The organism is Azospirillum lipoferum 4B (assembly GCF_000283655.1).
Taxonomy (GTDB): domain Bacteria; phylum Pseudomonadota; class Alphaproteobacteria; order Azospirillales; family Azospirillaceae; genus Azospirillum; species Azospirillum lipoferum_C.
This window is the reverse complement of record NC_016622.1, coordinates 1,352,538-1,373,623: the sequence shown is the minus strand read 5'-3', so window position 1 is coordinate 1,373,623 and position 21,086 is coordinate 1,352,538. Positions and strand designations below refer to the sequence as shown.

Sequence of the window (21,086 nt, the reverse complement as noted above, 5' to 3'; positions counted from 1 at the left end):
CGACGAAAGCTCGGCAGGACCGGAGCCGGCTGTTACAGTGGCTCGTTCGATTTCGGGCCCGCATAACGACGGATGGCGCGCCGACCTTGCCAGCCCAGATCCCCGATCTTCCGACGAACCTCTCCGTCACGGCCCGGACCATCGGGACGGACCCGTCCATCGGCGACGATCTGTCGGCGCTGGCGCTGGAGCAGATGGATCAGGGCGTGATCCTGGTCGATGCCGATCTGACCGTGAGGGTGATCAACGGGCCGCTCTATGAGCTGTTCGGCCTGCCGCGTGGATTCATGCCGGGGGCGGATTACGCTCAACTCATCCAATTCCTGGCCCGCAACGGCGAATACGGTCCGGGCGATCCAGAGGCCATCGCCGCCCGCCATCTGGAGCGGGCACTGCGCGCCGACCCGCCGTCATACGAGCATCGCCGGCCCGACGGCCGGGTTCTGGAGGTTCGGACCCGGCGCACCACCGGTGGGGGCTTTGTCCGCACCTACACCGACGTCACCGAGCGCCGCCGTGCGGAGGACGATCTTTCGACACAGCGCCACCTGCTTCGCCTGACGCTGGAAAATATGGGGCAGGGCATCATCCTGCTGGATCGCGACCTGCGCTATATCGCCTGGAACGGCCTTGCGCTCGACATACTGGGCGTATCCGAGGAGGTCATGCGCGGCAGACCGCGTCTGCAGGACGTGATGCGCCACCAGATCGCCAGCCGGCTGCTGGAAATGCCGGCCGGCTCCCCCGATTTCGGCGACGATCTCGACGCCAAGACGGCCTATCTGATGGAGCGGATCGGCCGGCCCGATCGCGAGTTCGTCTATGCCCGTCCTCAGGGCGACGGCCGGTTCGTCGAGGTGCGGGTGGTGCCGCTTCCGGACGGAGGACAGGTTCGCACCTTCACCGATATCACCGACCGCGTCATTGCCGACGAGGCGGTGCGCCAGAGCCGGGAAATACTGACTGGCGTCATCGACGCCATTCCCGCGCTGATCGACGTGAAGGACCGCGACGGCACGGTGCGCCTGACCAACCGCTTCTACCGTGAGACCTACGGTCCGGCCGAGGTTCCGCCTCCCGGTCCGCTGGCCGACCGCGCCGCGGCACTGGACCGGCTGGTGGTGGAGAGCGGCCAGGGTGTGCCCTTTCACGAGGACCGTGGGCCCGACGGCGACGGGGCAATGCGCGACTGGCTGACCACCAAGATGCCGCTGACCGACGAGGACGGCGATGTGACCCACATCGTCACCGTGGCGCTGGACATCACCGCCCGCAAGCGCGCCGAAGCCGAACTGCGCGACGCCCAGGCCAGCCTGATCCAGGCGGAAAAGCTGGCCTCCCTGGCCCAGCTGGTCGCCGGCGTGGCGCATGAGGTGAACACGCCGATCGGCGTCACCCTGACCGCCATTTCCCACCTCGGCGAGGAGGTCGGCCGCATCCGCACCCTGTTCGAGGAGAACCGCATCCGCCGCAGCGATTTCCAGGAATTCCTGGACGTCGCATGGGAATCGACGCGGATGATCCTGTCGAATGTGGAGCGCGCCACCGGCCTGATCCAGAGCTTCAAGCAGGTGGCCTCCGACCAGGCGAGCGGCGAGCGCCGCCCCTTCGACCTCGCCGCCTATGTCGACGAGGTGCTGCTGAGCCTGCGCCCCCGCCTGCGCCGCACCCGCGTGACGGTGGAGTTGGACATCGCCGCCGGGCTGATCGTCGACGGCTATCCCGGCGCCTTCGCGCAGGTGCTGTCGAACCTGATCATCAACGCCCTGGTCCATGCCTATGACGAGGGCGAGGCGGGCCGCATCCTGCTGTCGGCCCGTGAGCAGCCGGCCGGATGGATCGAGATGCATTACGCCGACGACGGCAAGGGCATCCCCACCGACATCCGTCCCCGCATCTTCGAACCCTTCTTCACCACCAAGCGCGGCATGGGCGCCAGCGGCCTGGGCCTGAGCATCTGCGCCAACATCATGACCGGCACCATGCGCGGCAGCATCGCGCTTGAGGACGGCGAGGGGAGCGGAACGCGGTTTTTGCTGCGGTTTCCGGTGGGATAGGGAGGGGCCGGACAGGCGAGCGGCCATGCCATCGGCCCATCACGTCTGCTTGCGGTGCGCCGGGTTTGAGAGCTTCCGCCGGAATTTCGCAACGGATCGGTAGGAACCTGCCAAATTCTTGCGAATTCGCAATGCCACCCATCCAACTCATCATTAGGCTGTGCTCATACACAAGACCACCGCCGCGCAACGCGGCACCGGAACGGAGCACGCGCCATGGCGACCCACACCGACCTGAACGCCCCGGTCTATGAGAAGTTCAACCTCGGCATCTTCCTGCTCGGACTGCTCGCCGCGGCGTTGATGCTGCTGATCCTGCCCATCGGCTTCATCTTCCACCCGAGCATCATCCTCTATGCGGCACTGCTCGGCACAGCGCTGTATTTCGTTGCGATCTGGATGATGACTGCCGGAGCCAAGTAGCTCCGAACAGGGCGGACCTGATGAACGGAAAGGCGCCCTCCCCACCATGAGCGGGGAGGGCGCCTTCGTGTCATTTCACCTCACCGGGCACCCGATGCAGCCTTCTCACTCCGCCGCCAGCGGCTGCGGGGCAGCGAGCGGCGCGCGGTAGGCCTCCAGCAGCTTGGCCTCCTTCGCCTTCGCCACCGACACGTTGCGGGCCTTCACCGGGCCGTAGCCGCGCATCTCCATCGGCAGCTTGGCGATCTCCACCGCCAGATCCAGCTTCTCGCGGGTCAGGCTGTGCAGAACCTCGCCCATCACCGCCTCATAGTCGGCGATCAGCTGGCGTTCCTGGCGGCGCTCGGCGGTGCGGCCGAACGGGTCGAACCGGGTGCCGCGCAGGCGCTTGCCCTTGGCCAGCAGGCGCAGGGCGTGAAGCATCCACGGTCCGAAGGTCTTCTTCTTCGGCTCAGCCCCGTCCGCCTCGGTCTCGCCCATCACCGGCGGAGCCATGTGGAAGGTCAGCTTCCAGTCGCCTTCGAACATGCGCTGCACATTCTCGACGAAGCCGCTGTCGGTGTAGAGCCGCGCCACCTCATACTCGTCCTTGTACGCCATCAGCTTGAAGTGGGACCGGGCGACCGCTTCGGTCAGCACGGTGGAGCCGGGGACCTTCTGCTGCTCGATCCGGCGGGTCCAGTCGACCAGCGCGTGGAAGCGGGCGGCATAGGCGGCGTCCTGGTAATCGACCAGGAAGCGGTGGCGGCGCTCGATCACCTCCTCCAGGCTCCCCGACGGACGGCGCTGGTCGAGCAGCAGAGACGGTGCGGCCTGCACCGGCTCCTGCGGCTTTGCAGCGGCTTCCACGGCGGCCAGATCGACGGCGGCGCGGCGGCCCCACTGGAAGGCATCGAGGTTCAGCTTCACCGACACGCCGTTCAGCTCGATGGCCTTCAGGATCGACTCCTCGCTCAGCGGGATCAGCCCCTTCTGCCACGCATAGCCCATCAGGAACGGGTTGGCGTAGATGCTGTCGCCCAGCAGCGCGGTGGCGAGCTTCGTCGCATCGAAGGCATCGACATTGGCCTCTCCGCCGCAAGCCGTCCTGATGTCGCTGACCAGATCGCGCACCGGGATCACCATGTCCGGCTTCTTGATGAAGTCGGCGGTGATGCTGTCATGGGTGTTGATGACGGCGCGGGTGCGGCCGGCGGTCATCTTCGACAGGCCGTCGCCCGCCGCCGCGACGATCAGGTCGCAGCCCAGCACCGCGTCGGCCCCGCCGGCGGCGATGCGGACCGAGTGGATGTCCTCCGGCGTGGTGGCGATGCGGATGTGGCTGGTGACCGCGCCGCCCTTCTGGGCGAGACCGGTCATGTCGAGCACACCGACGCCCTTGCCCTCGATATGGGCGGCCATGCCCAGCAGCGCACCGATGGTGACGACGCCGGTGCCGCCGACACCGGTTACATACAGGCTCCAGGTCTTGTCGATGGTGGGGAGCGCGGGGGCGGGCAGGGCGGTGGCCCCGGACAATTGGGTGGCCGACTTCGCCTGCGCCGGCTTCGGCTTGCGCAGTTGCCCGCCTTCCACCGTCACGAAGCTGGGGCAGAAGCCCTTGGTGCAGGAATAGTCCTTGTTGCAGCTGGACTGGTCGATCTGGCGCTTGCGGCCGAACTCGGTCTCCTGCGGGATCACCGACACGCAGGACGACTTGGCGGAGCAGTCGCCGCAGCCCTCGCACACCAGCTCGTTGATGACCACGCGCTTGGCCGGGTCCACCATCTTGCCGCGCTTGCGGCGGCGGCGCTTTTCGGTGGCGCAGGTCTGGTCGTAGATCAGGACGCTGACGCCGGGGACCTCGCGCATCTCCTTCTGTACGCGGTCGAGGTCGTCGCGGTGCTCGACGTTGCTGTATTGCGGCAGGCCGTTGTTGATGCCGTACTTCTCCGGTTCGTCGGAAACGACGGTGATGCGCTGGACGCCTTCCGCCCGCAGGACGTTGGCGATGGACTGCACCGTCAGCGTGCCGTCGAAGGGTTGGCCGCCGGTCATGGCGACCGCGTCGTTGAACAGGATCTTGTAGGTGATGTTCACCTTGGCGGCGATGGCCTGCCGGATCGCCAGGATGCCGGAATGGAAATAGGTGCCGTCGCCGAGATTGGCAAAGATGTGCTTTTCCTCGGTGAAGGCGGCCTGACCGACCCACGGCACGCCTTCGCCGCCCATCTGGGTGAAGGTGTCGGTCGAACGGTCCAGCCACGTCGCCATATAGTGGCAGCCGATGCCGCCCAGCGCCCGGCTACCCTCCGGCACGACGGTGGAGGTGTTGTGCGGGCAGCCGGAGCAGAAGGTCGGCTTGCGCACCACACGCGCCACATGGGCCTTCTGCTTCTCCTGCGCATCCAGGAAGGCGATGCGGCGGACGAGGTTCTCGTTGTCGATGAAACGCTGCAGACGGCGGCCGATCACCACCGCGATCTGCGCCGGGGTCAGCTCGCCGGCGCTCGGCAGGATCCACTCGCCCTGCTCGTCGAACTTGCCGACCACCTTCGGGCGGACGTCGGGGTTCCAGTTGTAGAGCTGTTCCTTCAGCTGGTTCTCGATGACCGCGCGCTTCTCCTCCACCACGATGATCTCTTCCAGACCCTCGGCGAAGTGGCGGACGCCGTCGCGCTCCAGCGGCCAGGGCATGCCGACCTTGTAGACGGTGATGCCCCAGTCGGCCGCCATTTCCTCGGTGATGCCAAGCTCGTCGAAGGCCTGACGGACGTCGAGATAGCTCTTGCCGGTGGTGACGATGCCGAAGCGCGGCCGCGGGCTTTCCATCACCACCCGGTCCAGCTTGTTGGCACGCGCGAACGCCAGGGCGGCGTACAGCTTGTGCTTCATCAGCCGGTATTCCTGCTCCAGCGGCGGGTCGGGCCAACGGATGTTCAGGCCGCCCGGCGGCAGCTCGAAATTGGTGGGGATGATGGGGGAGACGCGGTGCGGGTCGATGTAGACCGACGCCGAGGTGTCCACCGTCTCCGCAATCGTCTTCATGGCGATCCAGCAGCCGGAATAGCGGCTCATCTGCCAGCCGATCAGGCCGTAATCCAGGATCTCCTGCACCCCCGACGGGTTCAGCACCGGGATCATGGCGTGCATGTAGGCGTGTTCGGACTGATGCGGGAAGGTGGAGGATTTGCAGTTGTGGTCGTCGCCGGTCAGCACCAGCACGCCGCCATGGCGAGACGTACCCGCCGCGTTGGCATGCTTGAACACGTCGCCGGAGCGGTCGACGCCGGGACCCTTGCCGTACCACATGGCGAAGACGCCGTCATATTTGGCGCCCTTGAACATGCCGACCTGCTGGCTGCCCCAGACGGCCGTCGCGCCCAGCTCCTCGTTCACGCCGGGCTGGAACTGGATGTGGTTCTTTTCCAGGAACTTGCGGGCGTTCCACAGATTCTGGTCGAAGGCGCCCAGCGGCGAGCCGCGATAGCCGGAGATGAAGCAGCCGGTGTTCAGCCCGGCGGCGAGGTCGCGCTGGCGCTGAATCATCGGCAGACGCACCAGCGCCTGGGTGCCGGTGAGATACACGCGACCCTGCTCGAGCGCGTACTTGTCTTCGAGTGAGACAGTTGCCAGCGATACGGTTGAGGCCGCCATTCTTCATTCCCTCCCATCGGTCGGCAGCCTGGCAAACTCCATGGCGGAGTGCTGGGTAGCCGATTTGTTCGCTGGGCAAAAAGGTAATGAAGGCTGTCTTATATCGCAACGCCTGTCGCCGGCCGTTCAGCAAAAAGCAAGGAACGGCGCGGCAACCGGCGGTATTCCGTAACGGAGCGTATGGAAAGCCCTGCCTTGTGGAATTTCCTGCTCCGCCCCCTTTTCGCCCAGACCGTTACCAAACGATATGGGGGCGGACTCAGCGTCCGGTCAGGGGGGATTTGCCCGGGGGCGTCGGGCTGCCGCCCTCCGGCCAATTGCCGAAGTCGGTCTGGCCGCGGGCAGCCAGGGTGCGGACGCTGGCGCGCAGCGTGCGGATCAGGCACAGCGCCACCGCCATCGCCTGTGTGCCGCCGTCGGAGCCCACCAGCCAGCGCAGCGCCGCGGCATGGGCCTGCATGGCGTCGATATAGCCCTCCACGTCCGGTTCCACCCAGGTGATGCAGGTGGACAGCGACGCGACGATCGACGACGCGGCGGAATCGCCGGCGGCGGCCAGCTGCAGGTCGGACAGTGCGTGGCGCAGCCGGCTGCCGATGGGGTCGGGGCGGTCGATTGCCGCCTCCAGCTTGTCGAGCGCCAGCATCAGCCGAACCCGCTTGGGATCGTCGCTGCGCAGTGTTGCGGCGCCGGGGTCCGGCGGCGTTGCCGCGGGGGGAAGGGACGATGTAGCCGGCGGCGGCAGCTGCACCGCTCCCCTCGACGGCGGTCGCAGAGCGGCGGGCCGGGGAGAGGACGGGCCGGAGACGTCGCTGCGGCCGTCATTGCGTGTTTCCGCAACGCCGTTGCCGCCGCTGCTGCTGCGTGGCGCCGTTTCGCGGCGGTTCAGCACCGCATCGATGCGGCGAGCCAGCGTGGCGGCCGGCACCGGCTTCGCCAGAACGGAGTCCGCCCCGGCATCCCAGGCGCCGCGCACGGTGGCGAGGTCGGCATTCGCGGTCAGCACGATGATCGGCATGGCGGGGCGCATGCTGTTCGCCGACTGGCGCACCCATTGGATCAGCTGGGCGCCGCCCACCGGTTCCATGACCCAATCCGTCACCATCAGGTCGAAGACCTCGCGGCGCAGCGCATCCTTGGCTTCCTGGCCATTGGCGACCGCAGTGATCTGTCCTACTCCCCAAAGGCCCAGCATGTCCTTCAACGCCCGCTGGAGCAGCGGATTGTCGTCGACAACCAGGATCTTGATGGGAGAGGCGGGGCGCTTCGTCATGGAGCGGTTCCAATGATGCGGCTGTGTCTTCCCGATATCCGCCTCGCCGGACCCGTTTTCATGGAAGGGGACGGGTAACCGACCAATGAGACGTCGCCTGTACCCTTCGGCAGCCGGGGTTATCCCTGCCGCTGTTCGAAAGGGTTGTATCGCGGTGCGGGCACCCCTTTCGATGTCGCATCCTGCCGGACGGTATTTATATGAGAATACTCTGATGGGAATGGACGGGTCGCCGGGCCGCTCCTATGATCCGGTTTCCTGGTCGTTTGTGAAAGGGCGGTACGATGGACGGCGGATGCTGTGGCGGTTCCTGTGGCGGCGGCGGATCCCCCCGGCCGACCGGCGGGTCGGACGACCTGAAGCACATCATGCGGATGTCGATGGTGGTGAACGGGCTGCTCGGCGCCCTGCTGCTTGCCGCCGCCGATGCGACGCAGGCGGTTTCCCTTTGGGCGGCGGGGCTGCTGGTGCTGAATCACGCGGCCTCCAATGGGGTGGCGCTGGCGGGCATGGGCAATGCGCCGGAATGGCGTGCACGGCTGTCGGCCGTGCAGGGGGCGGCGCTGGCTATCGCCGCGGTGGCCCTGGTGGTCGTGGCCGGACGCAGCATCGCCGGCCTGTCGTTGCCCGACGTACCGCTCGCCAGCCTTGCCTTGCTGTTTGCCATCGGCGTGACGGTGACGGCCGCGACCCTGCTGTTCGCCGGCCGGAGCGGCACGCTGACCTTGCGGGCGATCTGGCTATGCTCCCGCAAGGATGTGCTGCCGCTGGGCGCCGGGCTGGCCGGGCTGGCGGTGAGCTGGCTTTTGCTGGACGGCGCACCCGACGCGCTGGTAGGCGCCGGCGTGGCGGCGATGCTGCTGCCGGCGGCGTGGGGATTGGTGCGGGGTGGGATGGTGGGTGAGGGCGGGTCCGCCCGGATGCGTTAGCCCCCCACCAGCCCAGCGCCCCCTCATCAAGACCGCTGCCGCAACCGCTCCAGCAGCGCCTTGGTCGCGAAGCCGTCCGGGATCTCGCCGATCGACGCCTGGAAGCGGCGCACTGCGTTGCGCGTGTTCGCCCCCACGATGCCGTCCGCCGCGCCCGGTTCCATGCCCAGCATTGCCAGCCGCTGTTGCAGGTCGATGCGCTCGTCGCGGCTCAGCGCCTGTTCCTCGCGCGGCCAGCCGCCCTGGACGCCGGGCTTGCCGGTCATGCGGTCGGCCAGCAGGGCGACGGCCAGCGAATAGCTGGTCGACGGGTTGTAGCGCATGATCGCGCGGAAATTGTCGCGCACCAGGAAGGCCGGACCGCGATGCCCGGCCAGCACCAGGATCGCCGCCGGAGCGTCGCCCGCCAACTCGGTCCCGTCCAGCGGCACCACGCCCAGCCGGCGCCATTCCGACAGCGGCTTGGTGATGCTCAACTCCGCCTGGTCATAGGGGAAGCCGTCCGGAAGCCGCACTTCCTGGCCCCAGGGCTCGCCCTGCTTCCAGCCGTTGGCGAGAACGAACTTGGCGGTGGAGGCCAGCACGTCCGGCAGGCTGCCCCAGATGTCGCGGTGGCCGTCGCCGTCCTCGTCCACCGCGTTGCGCAGGAAGACCGTCGGCATGAACTGGGTCTGGCCCATGGCCCCGGCCCAGGAGCCGGTCATCCGATCCGGCGCGATGTCGCCGGAATCGAGGATGCGCAACGCCGCCAGAAGCTCCGACCGGAAATAGCTGGCGCGGCGGCCCTCGAAGGCCAGCGTCGTCAGCGCGTCGATGACCGAGAAGTTGCCGGTCGACTTACCGAAATCTGATTCCACGCCCCAGAAGGCGACCAGGATCTCGCCCGGAACGCCGGTGCGGCGGGTGATGCGGGAAAGCAACGCCGCCTGTTCCTGCAGCCTCCGCCGGCCATCCTGGACGCGCTTTTCATTCACGGCGCTGTCCAAATACTGCCACACTTGACGGGTGAACTCGGGCTGGGACGAATCGAGTTCCACGACGCGGTCGGACAGCTTCACACGCTGGAAGGCGCGGTCGAAGGTCTGCGGACGGATGCCCTGCGACAGCGCCTCGGCGCGCAGCGCCGCCAGCCATTCCGCGAAGGAGACGGACTGCTGGACGCTGGCCTGCGCCTGGACGCCGGACGGCGCCGAGGCTCCGGTTGCGGCCGGGCCGCCCGCCACCGGGGCGGTGGCGCCGGTGCTCTGGCAGCCGGCCATCAGCAGGGTGGCGAGAAGGAGGCGGGCGGGATGACGGAACGGAAGTCGCATGCGCTCGACCGTGATCGGAAGGGAAAGGCGGAGCGTGACCCTAGGACGCCCGGCCCCGCCGCTCAACCGCCAATTCGCCGTAACCTGGGCCGATGCCGTGCTTTGCATCGCTGCCGGCCCGTCGGTGCGCTTGCACGGGGGGCGGCGCGGTCCATATCTCCTTTCGTACCCACAGATTCGCAACCCTCGCCCGGCGGGTCCTCGTCCTTTGGGACCGCTTTCGCGTTGGGAAGCGGTGGCCGGGGCACATGCCGGAACCCGCCCCGATCAGCCGCGTTGACTTGCTGCCACTTCGATGAAGGGGCCGCCTTCTGCCACGGAACGCCAAAGGTGCCGACGCCATGAAAATCGTGATCTTCGGCTTGACCAACGGGTATCGCCACGACGGCGGCCAAATGGTGCGCTGGCGAGCGCTGATCCAGGCGCTGGCGATCCGCGGCCATCGCGTGGTCGCGGTCGAACGCGCCGGTCCCGGCGCCGCGACGCCCTGGACCATCCCCGGCGGCGAGGTGATATCCTACACCGGCTGGGACACAGTGGCGGTTCGCGCGGCGGCACAGGCCGACGACGCCGGCGTCTCACTGGTCATCGCGCATGGGCCGGATGCCCGTGCCGCGGCGGATCTCGCCCGCAACTCGAAGGCCGCGCGCCGCGCGCTCTACGATCCGGAGGCTCCGGTCAGCCTGACGGCGCTGGAGGCGGGGGAGACGGTGGATCATCTGCCGGCGGATGGGCTGGGCGGCTTCGACGTCGTCCTTGCCTCCTGCGGCGGGCCGGCGCTGGAGCGTTATCGCGCCAAGGCGGGTGCGGAGGCGGTGGCGCCGCTCTACCCCTGGATCGTGCCGGAGGTCGACAAACCCGGAGACTTCAAGCGGGAGTATCTGGGCGACCTTTGCTGCATCGTCGCCGGTCCCGACGGCATCCGCGAGGGATTGGGCAACTTCTTCATCGATCCGGCGCAGCGGCTGACCCGGCGGCGCTTCGTGCTGGTCGGCACCGGCCTGCCGGATGGGGTGCCGGGTGCCTCCAACATCCTGACCTTCCCGGATCTCGACCCGGCCGAACATCCCGACCTTCTCGCATCGGCCAGCCTTGCGTTGACGCTGGCGCGCGACGACGAGCGCAGGATCGGCTGGTGCCCGTCCGACCGGTTGTTCCTGGCCGCCGCCTGCGGTGCCGCCATCGTCGCCGACCATTGGGAGGGGCTGGACAGTTTCTTCGAGCCCGGCCGGGAGATCCTGGTCGCCGCCCAGACCGACGACGTCACCACGGCGATGATGCTGCCGCGCAACCACCTGACCGACCTGGGCCGGCGGGCGCGCAAGCGGGTGCTGGCCGAACACAGCGCCGAACGGCGAGTGCAGGAACTGCGCAGCATCCTGGACCTGAAAGGCGGCGGCGACGACTGAACGGTGCCCGGTGCGGCCACGGAGCTGCAGCTATGGGGATGCGGATGGACGGGGAGCGGGCTATGGTCCGCTCCCATTCGTTATTCCAGCCGGGGAACCTGCCGCCGATGCCGACCGTCACCATCCGCCCCGCCGTCGAGGCCGATTGCGCCACCATCCTGCGCTTCGTCCGTGAACTTGCCGAGTTCGAGCATGAGGCCGACGCGGTCAAGGCCACGGAGGAGGATTTCCGCCGGGACGGCTGGGGAGAACAGCCGGTGTTCGAGGCGCTGATCGCCGAACTGGACGGCGCGCCGGTCGGCTTCGCCCTGACCTTCCGGAATTTCTCCACCTGGGAAGGACGGCCCGGCCTGTATGTCGAGGACCTCTACGTCACGCCGGATGCCCGGCGCTATGGCGTCGGCCGCAAGCTGTTGGCCGCGGTGGCCCAACGCGCGGTTGAGCGCGGCTACCGTCGTGTCGATCTGAATGTCCTGGACTGGAACCCGGCGCGTGGATTCTACGACCGGGTGGGCTTCCGCCAGATGAAGGAATGGCTTCCCTACCGGCTGACCGGCGACGCGCTGTCGGCGCTGGCGGCAGAAGGGGACGCTGAGGCCTGACCGTCCGAATAAGGAGGGCGTTCGGAGTGGCCCGAGATCAGGCGGCGCGGTTCAACGCGGACGCGCCGATGATCTCGGCATAGTCGGCACGTTCGTTGCGCAGGCTGGATAGAAGATCGACAAGACTGTCGCGGACGAAGGCATCGTCCTGTTCCACGATGGTGTCTTGGGTCAACCGAATGAACTGGTCGAGAAGCGCGATGTGAGCCGCAGAGGACGCGTTGATCTTCTTCGAGTTGACGGCGCCGATCATGTAAATCTCCCTTGGCCTGAGCGTTCCCGATGGACTTATCAAGCCATCGGGCCGGTTAAGGACTTACTAACAGGGCTATACCGCAGGTCGTATCATCGGGGGTACTTCAGATCTTTGGTCATGGTCTACGACCACCCCGATGAGGTACTCCAAAGGCCCGAAGCGACGACCCAAAACCTGCGGTTTTCGTTCCCTGTCGGATGTCCCGGCGCGTGCCGTGCTCCATAACAACACGCAACGCTATGTCCGGTTTCTCAGAGCGCCCGGGGAATTGGTGGGAGAGACCACCAAAGGGTGTATTTTCTGCAACCCACTGGGCAGGCGCAAGCCCCTGGAATGGTTGAAGCTTCTTCCTTCGGATGAGCTGCTACCGCCGGTGACGTCAGCGGCCTCAAGCGGCGCGGCGGGCATCCAGCCGGTCGCGGGCGTCGGCGCGTTCCAGCGCGCGGGCGACAAGGTCGTCGAACAAGCCGCCGATCGGCGCGTCGAGCACCGCCTTGCGGCTGGTGGGCATCGGTCCCTCCATCAGGAAGGAGCCTTCCTCCCCCGGGCCGAGAACGCGCCAGCCGCGGCTCTTCATTTCCGCAACGCGCGTCCGGGCAATGAACGCGCGGACATGATCCAGTGCAAGATCATCCATTCCGTCCCCCATTCGCTTTGATGGCCGGCTTTACGGCGGCCGCTCGGTTCACCAGGAAAGCGTACGGAAGAAAAGCGAACGCAACAAGAACAAATTTGGGGGAATTGCGTGGATTTCCGCCGAGTCGCTCACGCTCATGCTTGCTATGCTCCCGGCGTCCCTTGCCGTCGGGCCCTTCGCCTCAAAGATCAGGCTGGGCGGAGGCGATTGCAACCCGTCCCACCCGTGACCAAAAGCGGCGATCAGGAAAGGTCCAGCCATGAGTGGCGTCCGCACCGAAACCGACAGCTTCGGCCCCATCGAAGTTCCGGCCGACCGTTACTGGGGCGCGCAGACCCAGCGTTCCCTGCAAAATTTCCGCATCGGCGGGGAGCGCATGCCGGTCCCCCTGGTCCGCGCGCTGGGGATCCAGAAGCGCGCCGCCGCGGCGGCCAACATGAAGCTGGGCGTTCTCGACCCGAAGCTCGGCGCCGCCATCATGGCCGCGGCGGACGAGGTGATCGACGGCCGGCTGGCCGATCACTTCCCGCTGGTGGTCTGGCAGACCGGCTCCGGCACCCAGACCAACATGAATGCCAACGAGGTGATCGCCAACCGTGCCATCGAGCAGCTCGGCGGCACCATGGGGTCGAAGACGCCGATCCACCCCAACGACCACGTCAACATGGGACAGTCGTCGAACGACAGCTTTCCCACCGCCATGCACATCGCGGCGGCCGACGAGATCGTCCGCAGCCTGATCCCGGCGCTGGAGCATCTGCGCACCGCGCTGGACGCCAAGGCCGACGCTTTCCAAGACATCGTCAAGATCGGCCGCACCCATCTGCAGGACGCGACGCCGCTGACGCTCGGGCAGGAATTCTCCGGCTATGCGGCGCAGGTGTCCTACGGCATCGGCCGGGTGAAGGGATCGCTGCCGCAGCTCTACCGGCTGGCCCAGGGCGGCACGGCGGTCGGCACCGGGCTGAACGCCAGGCCGGGCTTCGCCGAAGCCTTCGCCGAGGAGGTGGCGGCCTTCACCGGCCTTCCCTTCGTCACGGCGGAAAACAAGTTCGAGGCGCTGGCGACCCATGACTCACTGGTCGACGTCCACGGCCATCTCAACACGCTGTCGGTGTCGCTGATGAAGATCGCCAACGACATCCGTCTTCTGGGCTCCGGCCCGCGGTCGGGCATCGGCGAGCTGTCGCTGCCGGAGAACGAGCCCGGCTCCTCCATCATGCCCGGCAAGGTCAACCCGACCCAGTCGGAGGCGATGACCATGGTCTGCGCCCAGGTGATGGGCAACCACACCACCGTCACCGTGGCCGGCGCCACCGGCCATTTCGAACTGAACGTGTTCAAGCCGGTGATCGCCTACAATGTCCTGCAATCGATCCGCCTGCTGACGGACGCGGCGATGAGCTTTACCGACAATTGCGTCGTCGGCATCGAAGCCAACCGCGATCGCATCGCCCGGCTGGTGTCCGACAGCCTGATGCTGGTGACGGCGCTGAACCCGCATATCGGCTATGACAACGCCGCGAAGATCGCCAAGAAGGCCCACAAGGAAGGGACAAGCCTAAAGGAGGCCGGGCGGGAACTCGGACTCCTGACGGATGAACAATTCGATCAATGGGTTCGCCCCGAACGGATGGTTGGTCCCGGCTAAGCTTGGGGTTAGGGTGGGGGTGTCCGTCCCGGCCGTTCCGGCCTTCCTCTGACCACCCCCATCCTGCAAACCGATGCGTGCGTGACCATGAAGAAGCGTTCGGTCCTGATTGCCGGCCATCCCACCAGCGTTTCCCTTGAAGAAGAGTTCTGGGACGCCCTTAAGTCGGTGGCGCTGGCGCGCGGCCTGTCGGTGAATGCCCTGATCGAGGAAATCGACCAGACCCGCACCGGCAACCTGTCCAGCGCCATCCGCGTCCATGTGCTGAAGGCGGTGCAGGGCCGGGGGCCGGGGGAGGGGTGATGCGGACGGCGTGAGTCCCGGCATCCTCCCATGGACACCCGCGCGCGGCGGGCGTACACGGTGCGGGCTTTCCGCCACCTGACGCGATGCCGCCATTATGCCGCCCGATGCCTCCACCCTCGACATCATCGCCCTCGCCTGGTTCGTCGGCTCCTGGGTTGGCTTCACCGTCATCCAGGATCACCTGCTGTCCGGCCGCAACGTGGTGAACCAGCATCTGAAGGTCGTGCGCCGCTACTGGATCGAACGGATGCTGGAACGCGAGAACCGCATCATGGATTCGCAGCTGGTCGGCCACACCATGCACAGCTGCACCTTCTTCGCCTCCACCAACATGCTGGTGCTGGCCGGCCTGATCGGCTCCTTCGGTGCGGCGGAGCGGGCGCAGCAGCTGGTGTCGAACCTGTCCTTCACCGTCCAGACCTCGCACCAGCTGTTCGAGATCAAGATGCTGCTGATGGTGGTGATCTTCACCTTCGGCTTCTTCAAGTTCACCTGGGCGCTGCGCCAGTACAATTACTGCTGCGCCCTGATCGGCTCGGCGCCGATGCCGCCGGTTCCCCCCGAGGACCGCAAGGCCATTGCCGAGACCATCGGCGAGGCGCTGACCCTTGCCATCACCGCGCTGAACGGCGGCATGCGCTCCTATTATTTCGCGCTGGCGGCGCTCGCCTGGATCGTCGGGCCGATTCCCCTGATCGCGGCCAGCAGCGGAGTCATTCTGGTTCTTACCCGCCGTCAGGCATTTTCCGCCACGGAGAAGGTGATCCGCATTCAAACCGATTGGCTGAAGAGAAACGATTCAATCAATCGAAAATAACAAATAAAAAGCCACCCTGTTTTGTCGCCATGCGACCAAATATCCTCTACCTCACGGCGAGTTACGGTGGTTAGTGTTACCGCCATGTGACGGACCGCACCGCGAATGCCGGGGCGGTGAAGAGGGAAATGAGGGCGACGATGGACGCCAATACCGCAATGAGCATCATGGAAACGCTGGATCAGGCGGAGGATCTGCTGCGCCGCATGCGGCTGCGCGATGGCTATGCCGGCAACGATATGCTCGCCCGCAACCGGGAACTTCTTGACGCCGCCCGCCGCCGTCTCGAACAGGTCCACAGCATCGCGGAAATGGACGCACTGGACTCCAGCCCCTGTTTCCGCGTGCCGCTGCCGGCGTGAGACCGCGCCGCCGCCTCTATGCCGGCGGCATTGCCGCGCGCAGGGTGAAGACGGTGCCGGCCGTGTGTTCAATTTCCAGCACGGCGCCCAGCTGTCCCGCCAGCGTCTTCACCAGCCGCATCCCCAACGACCGCCGCGACGCCCGCTCGAATCCATCGGGCAACCCGATGCCGTCGTCGGCGACCTGAAGAAGCCAGCCCTCTTCGGTCGGCGCGAAGCGGACTGCCACCCGGCCGGTGGTGGTTCCGGGGAAGGCGTGCTTCAAGGCGTTGGCCACCAGCTCGTTCGCCGGCAGGGCCAGCGGCAGCGCGGTGCCGGTCGGCACAACCATGGGATGGATCACCCCTTCAGCAGGATCTTTCCGCCGCTGCGCACCTTGGACCAGTCCTTGGCGAAGTAAGAGAAATCGCGCGACGGCCGGCTGAACAGAAACCCTTGGGCGAGCGATACGCCGAGGTTGGTCAGCAGGTCCGAATGCACCGGTTCCTCCACCTGCTCGCCGATCAGTTCCAACCCCAGCTGGCGGCAGACATCCACCATCGAACGCAGCATCGCCATGTCGCGAGGGCTGTTGACCGCGCCGCGGACGAACTTGCCGTCGATCTTGGCATAATCGGCCTGGATGCCGTAGAGCGACTGGAAGCTGGTGGACCCCGCCCCGACATCGTCCAGGCAGATGCGGAACCCGACCCCGCGCAGCTTCTGCAACACCTCGTTCAGCTTGGCGATGTCGGTGACGACCACGGTTTCCGTCACCTCGATCAGCAGTTTTGCGGCCAGATCGCCATAGGGGGCGACGACAGACTGGAACTGCTTGAGGAAGATCGGACTCATCAGCGTCTTGGCCGACAGGTTGATCGCCACGTCCGGCAGTTTCGGCTCCTTGCGGAACTCCTTCAGCGTGTCGAGCACCGTCTGGGTCAGCAGCAGGTCGAAATCATAGATCAGCCCGACATCCTCGGCGAAGGTGATGAAGTCAGCCGGCGAATTCGATCCTTCGACGCGGGTCAGCGCCTCCAGGTGATGGACGGCGCCGGTGGCGATGTCGACGATGGGCTGGTAGACGACGATGAAATCGCGGTTGTCGATGGTGGCGCGCAACTGTCCGATCCGCTCCACCGCGCCCGCCATCAGGCGGTTGGCGCCGTCCTCCAGGCTGGAGATGGTGAATTCGCCGCCCTGGGCGGAGGCGAAGGCCTGCACGGTATAGACCAGGGCGCGGGCGGCGTCGGCGGGGTCCAGCCGGTCGTCGGCCATGTCAAGGGTCCAGGACCGGATGCCGCCGGGCAGGGCGCCGCCCGCAGCCTCAATGATCTGCGCGATGTGCCCCTGCACCTCTTGCCCGTCGATGTCCGCGGCATGGACGATGCCGTAGCGGTCGCCGCCCAACTGGCCCGCGCTGTCCCCGTCGGCGGAGATGCCGCGCAGATAGGCGTCGATGCCGTCGCGCACCTCGGCCGCCGCCCCCTCCGGCATGGCGTCGACCATCGCCTGCAGTCCTTCGACCAGCAGCAAGGTCAGTCCCTGGTCCACCCCCTTCTCGCGCGCTGCGAGGAGCCGCTCCTCGAGGATGTTGGCGAAACCGGTCTGGTCGAGCAGTTCACCCTGGACTGCAGATCCGGCGGAGCCGGTTCGCGGCGGCACGGTCAGCAGAATGGTCAGGAACAGCGACCCCGGACAGGAATCGAGACGGCAACCGCCCAGGAGCGCCGGGAACTGCTGCCCGTCGAAGGCCTGGAACAGAACGCGCGACGGCTTGATCCGCGCCTTCTCCCGGATGCGTTCGAACAGGACATGGACATATTTGCGGTCGCCGGGGGCCACCACCTCCATCAGGTTGGTGCCCACCAGCCCGCCGACCTCGCCCTTGGTCAGGCGGCAGCGGGCGCCGGCGGAAAACAGGACGTTGCCCTGTGCGTCGGTCTCGATCAGCAGATCGGCGGCGGCGAAGGCGAAGCCGACGAAACGGTCCCGGTCGCGGCTGGACTGCGGCCGGCGCGGTCCGAGCGGACCGGCCGCCGGGTTCATGACCGGGCCGATCACGGGGGTGGTGCGTCCTGCATTGTCCTGCGCCAGGGGCATCGTCGTCCGGCTACAAATTGCGTCAAAGTTTAGATAGTTTCGATAGGAAAGTGACGTAGAGTAACCAATGTTGACATCGGTTAAAAGCCCGACGGTGGCCGATGACCTTCGGCACAAGGAAAACGCGACCTTTTGTGACGTCTCCGCCCTGAACCCGAACCTGCCGGGTCGGCCGCTTCCCGTCCTTGCAGGATCGGAGTTATCTCCTGCGCGAACACAGGGCGATCATTTCGGCCGCGCAATGAATAGACGAGGTCGATAACGGGCAGCGGACCCGCAAAAAGGCCCCGACGACCATGGGGTCGCGGGGCCTTCGGTTCGATCCGGTGGAGACGGGACTTAGCGGCGCGGGAACAGCCGGTTGACATGGCCCATCTTGCGGCCGGGCCGGGCTTCCGCCTTGCCGTACAGGTGCAGGCGGGCGCCGGGTTCCGCCAGCAGCTCCGGCCAGCGCAGCACGTCGTCGCCGATCAGGTTGGTCATCTCGGCAGCGGCCACCCGGTCGACCGACCCCAGCGGCAGGCCGCAGACCGCGCGCACCAGCTGCTCGAACTGGCAGGTGGCGCAGGCGTCCATGGTCCAGTGTCCGGAATTGTGCGGGCGCGGCGCCATCTCGTTGACCAGGACGGCGCCGTCCGCGGTGACGAACATCTCCACCGCCAGGACGCCGACGAGATCCAGCGCTTCGGCGATGCGCCGCGCGATGCGATCCGCTTCCGCCGCCGTCGCCGCCGACACCTTGTCCGAAGAGGCGGGGGCGATGGTGACGTCGAGGATGCCGTCCTTGTGCCGGTTCTCCACCGCCGGATAGGCGACCATCGCGCCATCGGCACCGCGGGCGACGATCACCGACACCTCGCAGGCGAAGGTGACGAAGCCCTCGACGATGCCCTCGACGCCGGGCTTGCCGCCGCCGATGGCGCTCCAGGCCGCCGCCGGGTCGCCGCCGGCCTCCAGCCGCGCCTGCCCCTTGCCGTCATAGCCGAGGCGGGTGGATTTCAGGACGCAGCGCGGCCCGATCTCCGCCACCGCGCGGGCGACCTCGTCGGCACCGTTCGCGGCGCGCCAGGGCGCCGTCGCGATGCCGAGCCGGTTGACGAAGCTCTTTTCGGCGATGCGGTCCTGTGCCACCGACAGCACATTCGGGCCGGGATGCAGGTTGGTGAAGCGGCGCAGATGCTCCGCCGTCGCCACGGGGACATTCTCCCACTCCAGCGTCACCACGTCGACGGAACGGGCGAAGCGTTCCAGCGCGTCCAGGTCGTTCCAATCGGCGACGGTCGCCGCGGCACTGACCTGCGCCGCCGGGCTGTCCGCCGCGTCGGGGGCATAGACATGGGTCTTGTAGCCGAGCCGGGCGGCGGCCAGGGCCGTCATCCGGCCGAGCTGCCCGGCACCCAGCATGCCGATGGTGGAACCGGGGGCGAGACGGGGCAGGGCGGCGCCCTTTGCAGTGCCGGTCATGGCGGTAGGGCCTTCTCGCTGTCAGGTCGGGTCGTCGACGGGCGCTTCGGCCACCGCCGCGGTCTGGCGGGCGCGCCAGCCATCCAGTGCCTCGGCCACCGCCGGGTCCATCAGCGCGATGACAGAGCCGGCCAGCAGGGCGGCATTGATCGCGCCGGCCTTGCCGATGGCCAGAGTGCCGACCGGTACGCCGCCCGGCATCTGGACGATGGACAGCAGGCTGTCCATGCCCTTCAGCGCGTGGCTTTCGACCGGAACGCCGAAGACCGGCAGCGGCGTCATCGACGCGGCCATGCCCGGCAGATGGGCGGCCCCGCCGGCCCCGGCGATCACCACCTTCAGCCCGCGCGCCTTGGCGGTGGTGGCGTACTCCACCAGCCGATGGGGCGTGCGGTGGGCGGAAACGATGCGGACCTCGTGCGGGATGCCCAGCGCGGCGAGGGTGTCGGCGGCGTGCTTCATGGTGGTCCAGTCCGACTGGCTGCCCATGATGATGCCGACCTGCGGCTGAACGCCTTCGGCCGCGATGTCGTTGGCCGGAACGGCGCTGTTCGGGGAGTGTTCGGCGGACACGGCGTGGCGCTTTCCTCAAGGTCCGGAAAGCGGCGCATTATAGGTGGAGTCGGGCCGCTGTCCAGAGGCGGCGCCGGCCCGCGGCCCGCCGCATTGCGAATCCGTCGCGTCCGCTGCGACATCCCGGCCCTTCCGGCGGACCATGGTTCCACCTATGGTGCCGTCCCATATGAACAGGATAGACCCTAGGCAATTCCGGACCGGACCCATCGCATGACCGACACCGTTCCCAGCGACGACCAGCGCAACGAGCGCCGCGACATCCGCACCGCCATGGCGGAGGAGCGGATGGCCACCGTCGGCATCGACGAGGCGTCGATCGAAAGGCTCGTGCGGACCTTCTACGGCAAGATCATGAAGGATGACGTGCTTGGCCCCATCTTCGGCCGGGCCATCGCCGATTGGGAGCCGCATCTGCGCAAGATGATGGATTTCTGGTCGTCCATCGCCCTGCTGACCCAGCGTTACGACGGGCGCCCGATGCCGGTCCATATCTCGCTGGGGCTGGAGCCGCAGCATTTCGAACGCTGGCTGGGCCTGTTCCGCGAGACCGCCCACGAACTCTTCCCGCCCGACGGCGCGGCCTTCCTGATCGGCAAGGCGGAGAACATCGCCCGCAGCTTCCAGATGGGCATCCAGTTCTTCACGGTGCCGAAGAAGGGGTGAGGGAAGCCCCATACCCTCGGCCGAAGACAGCTTGTTCCCACATCGACCGTCATTCCCGCGAAGGCGGGAATCCAGCCACATCCGCCGCTGATATGCGGAGTCTCCTGGTTCCCCGCCTTCGCGGGGGTGACGCAAAGTTCTTTTGGTTCCAGGAACTTAATAGCGCCCCGAGATCTGTGCGTCCCGTAGCGCCTTCGCGGGGATGACGGCGCATGAAAGCGCTGCCGTCGGCCTACGCGATGATATCCGGCAGGAGTCGGCTTTCCAGGACCATGATCTGGTCCTTCAGCATCAGCTTGCGCTTCTTCAGCCGCTGCATCTGCAGCTGGTCATAGGGCGCACGTTCGGCAAGCCGGGCGATGACGTCGTCCAGGTCGCGGTGCTCGCTGCGCAAGCTCGCCAGCTTTTCCTTCAAAATCTCTTGCTCGTTCATCGCGCCCGTTGGAAGTGGCCGTTGCCCCGGATGGTTCGGGGGTGCTCTTGCGGGTGGCCCTTTGGCTGGGCGGGCCTCACTATACCAGATTTGCGGCGGGACGGCACCGTCAAACCGCCGGTTTCATCCCTTGGACATGAGGAGCGCCGCGATCCTGCGGCGGCGGCATTCCACCTTTGCGGATGCGGGCAACGATTGCG

20 protein-coding genes are annotated in these 21,086 nt (G+C 67.0%); 10 read left to right on the top strand and 10 right to left on the bottom strand.

The features are described from left to right. Window positions 1–86 precede the first annotated feature (86 nt). Both AZOLI_RS06330 and AZOLI_RS06325 read left to right on the top strand, forming a co-directional pair. The gene (locus tag AZOLI_RS06330) at window positions 87–2,057 is read left to right on the top strand and encodes a PAS-domain containing protein (RefSeq protein WP_014247768.1); all 1,971 of its coding nucleotides are present in this window, start codon (window positions 87–89) and stop codon (window positions 2,055–2,057) included. A gap of 216 nt (window positions 2,058–2,273) precedes the next feature. Continuing rightward, entirely contained in the window at window positions 2,274–2,480 is a 207-nt protein-coding gene (locus tag AZOLI_RS06325; protein WP_014247767.1) for a hypothetical protein, read from the top strand. A gap of 105 nt (window positions 2,481–2,585) precedes the next feature. Here the strand turns inward: AZOLI_RS06325 and AZOLI_RS06320 are convergent, their stop codons facing one another. Both AZOLI_RS06320 and AZOLI_RS06315 read right to left on the bottom strand, forming a co-directional pair. Beyond that, window positions 2,586–6,116 carry an indolepyruvate ferredoxin oxidoreductase family protein gene (locus AZOLI_RS06320; protein WP_044549799.1) on the bottom strand — a complete coding sequence of 1,177 codons (3,531 nt, stop codon included), beginning with the start codon at window positions 6,114–6,116 and terminating at the stop codon, window positions 2,586–2,588. A gap of 259 nt (window positions 6,117–6,375) precedes the next feature. Further along, a complete protein-coding gene (locus tag AZOLI_RS06315) occupies window positions 6,376–7,389 on the bottom strand; it encodes a response regulator (RefSeq protein ID WP_014247765.1) in 1,014 nt (337 codons plus the stop codon). A gap of 368 nt (window positions 7,390–7,757) precedes the next feature. Between AZOLI_RS06315 and AZOLI_RS06310 the strand changes: the two genes are divergently transcribed. Then, entirely contained in the window at window positions 7,758–8,318 is a 561-nt protein-coding gene (locus AZOLI_RS06310; RefSeq protein ID WP_244442539.1) for a hypothetical protein, read from the top strand. A 26-nt stretch (window positions 8,319–8,344) separates the two neighbouring features. Here the strand turns inward: AZOLI_RS06310 and AZOLI_RS06305 are convergent, their stop codons facing one another. After that, the gene (locus AZOLI_RS06305; RefSeq protein ID WP_014247763.1) at window positions 8,345–9,628 is read right to left on the bottom strand and encodes a lytic murein transglycosylase; all 1,284 of its coding nucleotides are present in this window, start codon (window positions 9,626–9,628) and stop codon (window positions 8,345–8,347) included. A 341-nt stretch (window positions 9,629–9,969) separates the two neighbouring features. On the opposite strand from AZOLI_RS06305, the gene AZOLI_RS06300 reads away from it, so the two are divergent. Both AZOLI_RS06300 and AZOLI_RS06295 read left to right on the top strand, forming a co-directional pair. Beyond that, on the top strand, window positions 9,970–11,037 hold the full coding sequence (locus AZOLI_RS06300; protein WP_014247762.1) for a glycosyltransferase family protein: 1,068 nt from the start codon (window positions 9,970–9,972) through the stop codon (window positions 11,035–11,037). A gap of 107 nt (window positions 11,038–11,144) precedes the next feature. Beyond that, entirely contained in the window at window positions 11,145–11,639 is a 495-nt protein-coding gene (locus AZOLI_RS06295; protein ID WP_014247761.1) for a GNAT family N-acetyltransferase, read from the top strand. 37 nt (window positions 11,640–11,676) lie between these two features. On the opposite strand, the gene AZOLI_RS06290 is transcribed toward AZOLI_RS06295, so the two are convergent. Beyond that, a complete protein-coding gene (locus AZOLI_RS06290) occupies window positions 11,677–11,892 on the bottom strand; it encodes a hypothetical protein (RefSeq protein ID WP_014247760.1) in 216 nt (71 codons plus the stop codon). 391 nt (window positions 11,893–12,283) lie between these two features. After that, window positions 12,284–12,532, bottom strand: a complete 249-nt coding sequence (locus AZOLI_RS06285; protein ID WP_014247759.1) for a hypothetical protein — start codon at window positions 12,530–12,532, stop codon at window positions 12,284–12,286. Between the two features lie 259 nt (window positions 12,533–12,791). Between AZOLI_RS06285 and fumC the strand changes: the two genes are divergently transcribed. The 4 genes from fumC to AZOLI_RS06265 all read left to right on the top strand — a co-directional run bounded on the left by fumC (window position 12,792) and on the right by AZOLI_RS06265 (window position 15,668). Beyond that, window positions 12,792–14,183: a class II fumarate hydratase gene (gene fumC, locus AZOLI_RS06280; RefSeq protein WP_014247758.1), complete on the top strand. Its 1,392-nt coding sequence runs from the start codon at window positions 12,792–12,794 to the stop codon at window positions 14,181–14,183. Window positions 14,184–14,270: 87 nt separating this feature from the next. Then, window positions 14,271–14,486, top strand: a complete 216-nt coding sequence (locus AZOLI_RS06275; RefSeq protein WP_014247757.1) for a ribbon-helix-helix domain-containing protein — start codon at window positions 14,271–14,273, stop codon at window positions 14,484–14,486. A gap of 97 nt (window positions 14,487–14,583) precedes the next feature. Further along, on the top strand, window positions 14,584–15,306 hold the full coding sequence (locus AZOLI_RS06270) for a DUF599 domain-containing protein (RefSeq protein ID WP_014247756.1): 723 nt from the start codon (window positions 14,584–14,586) through the stop codon (window positions 15,304–15,306). Between the two features lie 140 nt (window positions 15,307–15,446). Further along, complete coding sequence (locus AZOLI_RS06265; RefSeq protein WP_044549797.1) at window positions 15,447–15,668, top strand: hypothetical protein; 222 nt, start codon at window positions 15,447–15,449, stop codon at window positions 15,666–15,668. Between the two features lie 16 nt (window positions 15,669–15,684). Here the strand turns inward: AZOLI_RS06265 and AZOLI_RS06260 are convergent, their stop codons facing one another. From AZOLI_RS06260 to purE, 4 genes are all read right to left on the bottom strand, one after another. Beyond that, window positions 15,685–15,999 (bottom strand): sensor histidine kinase, encoded by a 315-nt coding sequence (locus tag AZOLI_RS06260; protein WP_162488001.1) that lies wholly within the window; start codon window positions 15,997–15,999, stop codon window positions 15,685–15,687. A gap of 8 nt (window positions 16,000–16,007) precedes the next feature. After that, the gene (locus AZOLI_RS06255; RefSeq protein ID WP_085938456.1) at window positions 16,008–17,750 is read right to left on the bottom strand and encodes an EAL domain-containing protein; all 1,743 of its coding nucleotides are present in this window, start codon (window positions 17,748–17,750) and stop codon (window positions 16,008–16,010) included. 339 nt (window positions 17,751–18,089) lie between these two features. Beyond that, window positions 18,090–19,214, bottom strand: a complete 1,125-nt coding sequence (locus AZOLI_RS06250) for a 5-(carboxyamino)imidazole ribonucleotide synthase (protein ID WP_014247754.1) — start codon at window positions 19,212–19,214, stop codon at window positions 18,090–18,092. Window positions 19,215–19,235: 21 nt separating this feature from the next. Beyond that, window positions 19,236–19,787, bottom strand: a complete 552-nt coding sequence (gene purE / locus AZOLI_RS06245; protein ID WP_014247753.1) for a 5-(carboxyamino)imidazole ribonucleotide mutase — start codon at window positions 19,785–19,787, stop codon at window positions 19,236–19,238. A gap of 213 nt (window positions 19,788–20,000) precedes the next feature. Here purE and AZOLI_RS06240 point away from each other — a divergent pair, with 213 nt between their 5' ends. Continuing rightward, entirely contained in the window at window positions 20,001–20,453 is a 453-nt protein-coding gene (locus AZOLI_RS06240; protein ID WP_014247752.1) for a group III truncated hemoglobin, read from the top strand. A 232-nt stretch (window positions 20,454–20,685) separates the two neighbouring features. Here AZOLI_RS06240 and AZOLI_RS06235 read toward each other — a convergent pair whose 3' ends face one another. Further along, entirely contained in the window at window positions 20,686–20,886 is a 201-nt protein-coding gene (locus tag AZOLI_RS06235; RefSeq protein WP_012974357.1) for a YdcH family protein, read from the bottom strand. Window positions 20,887–21,086 lie beyond the last annotated feature (200 nt).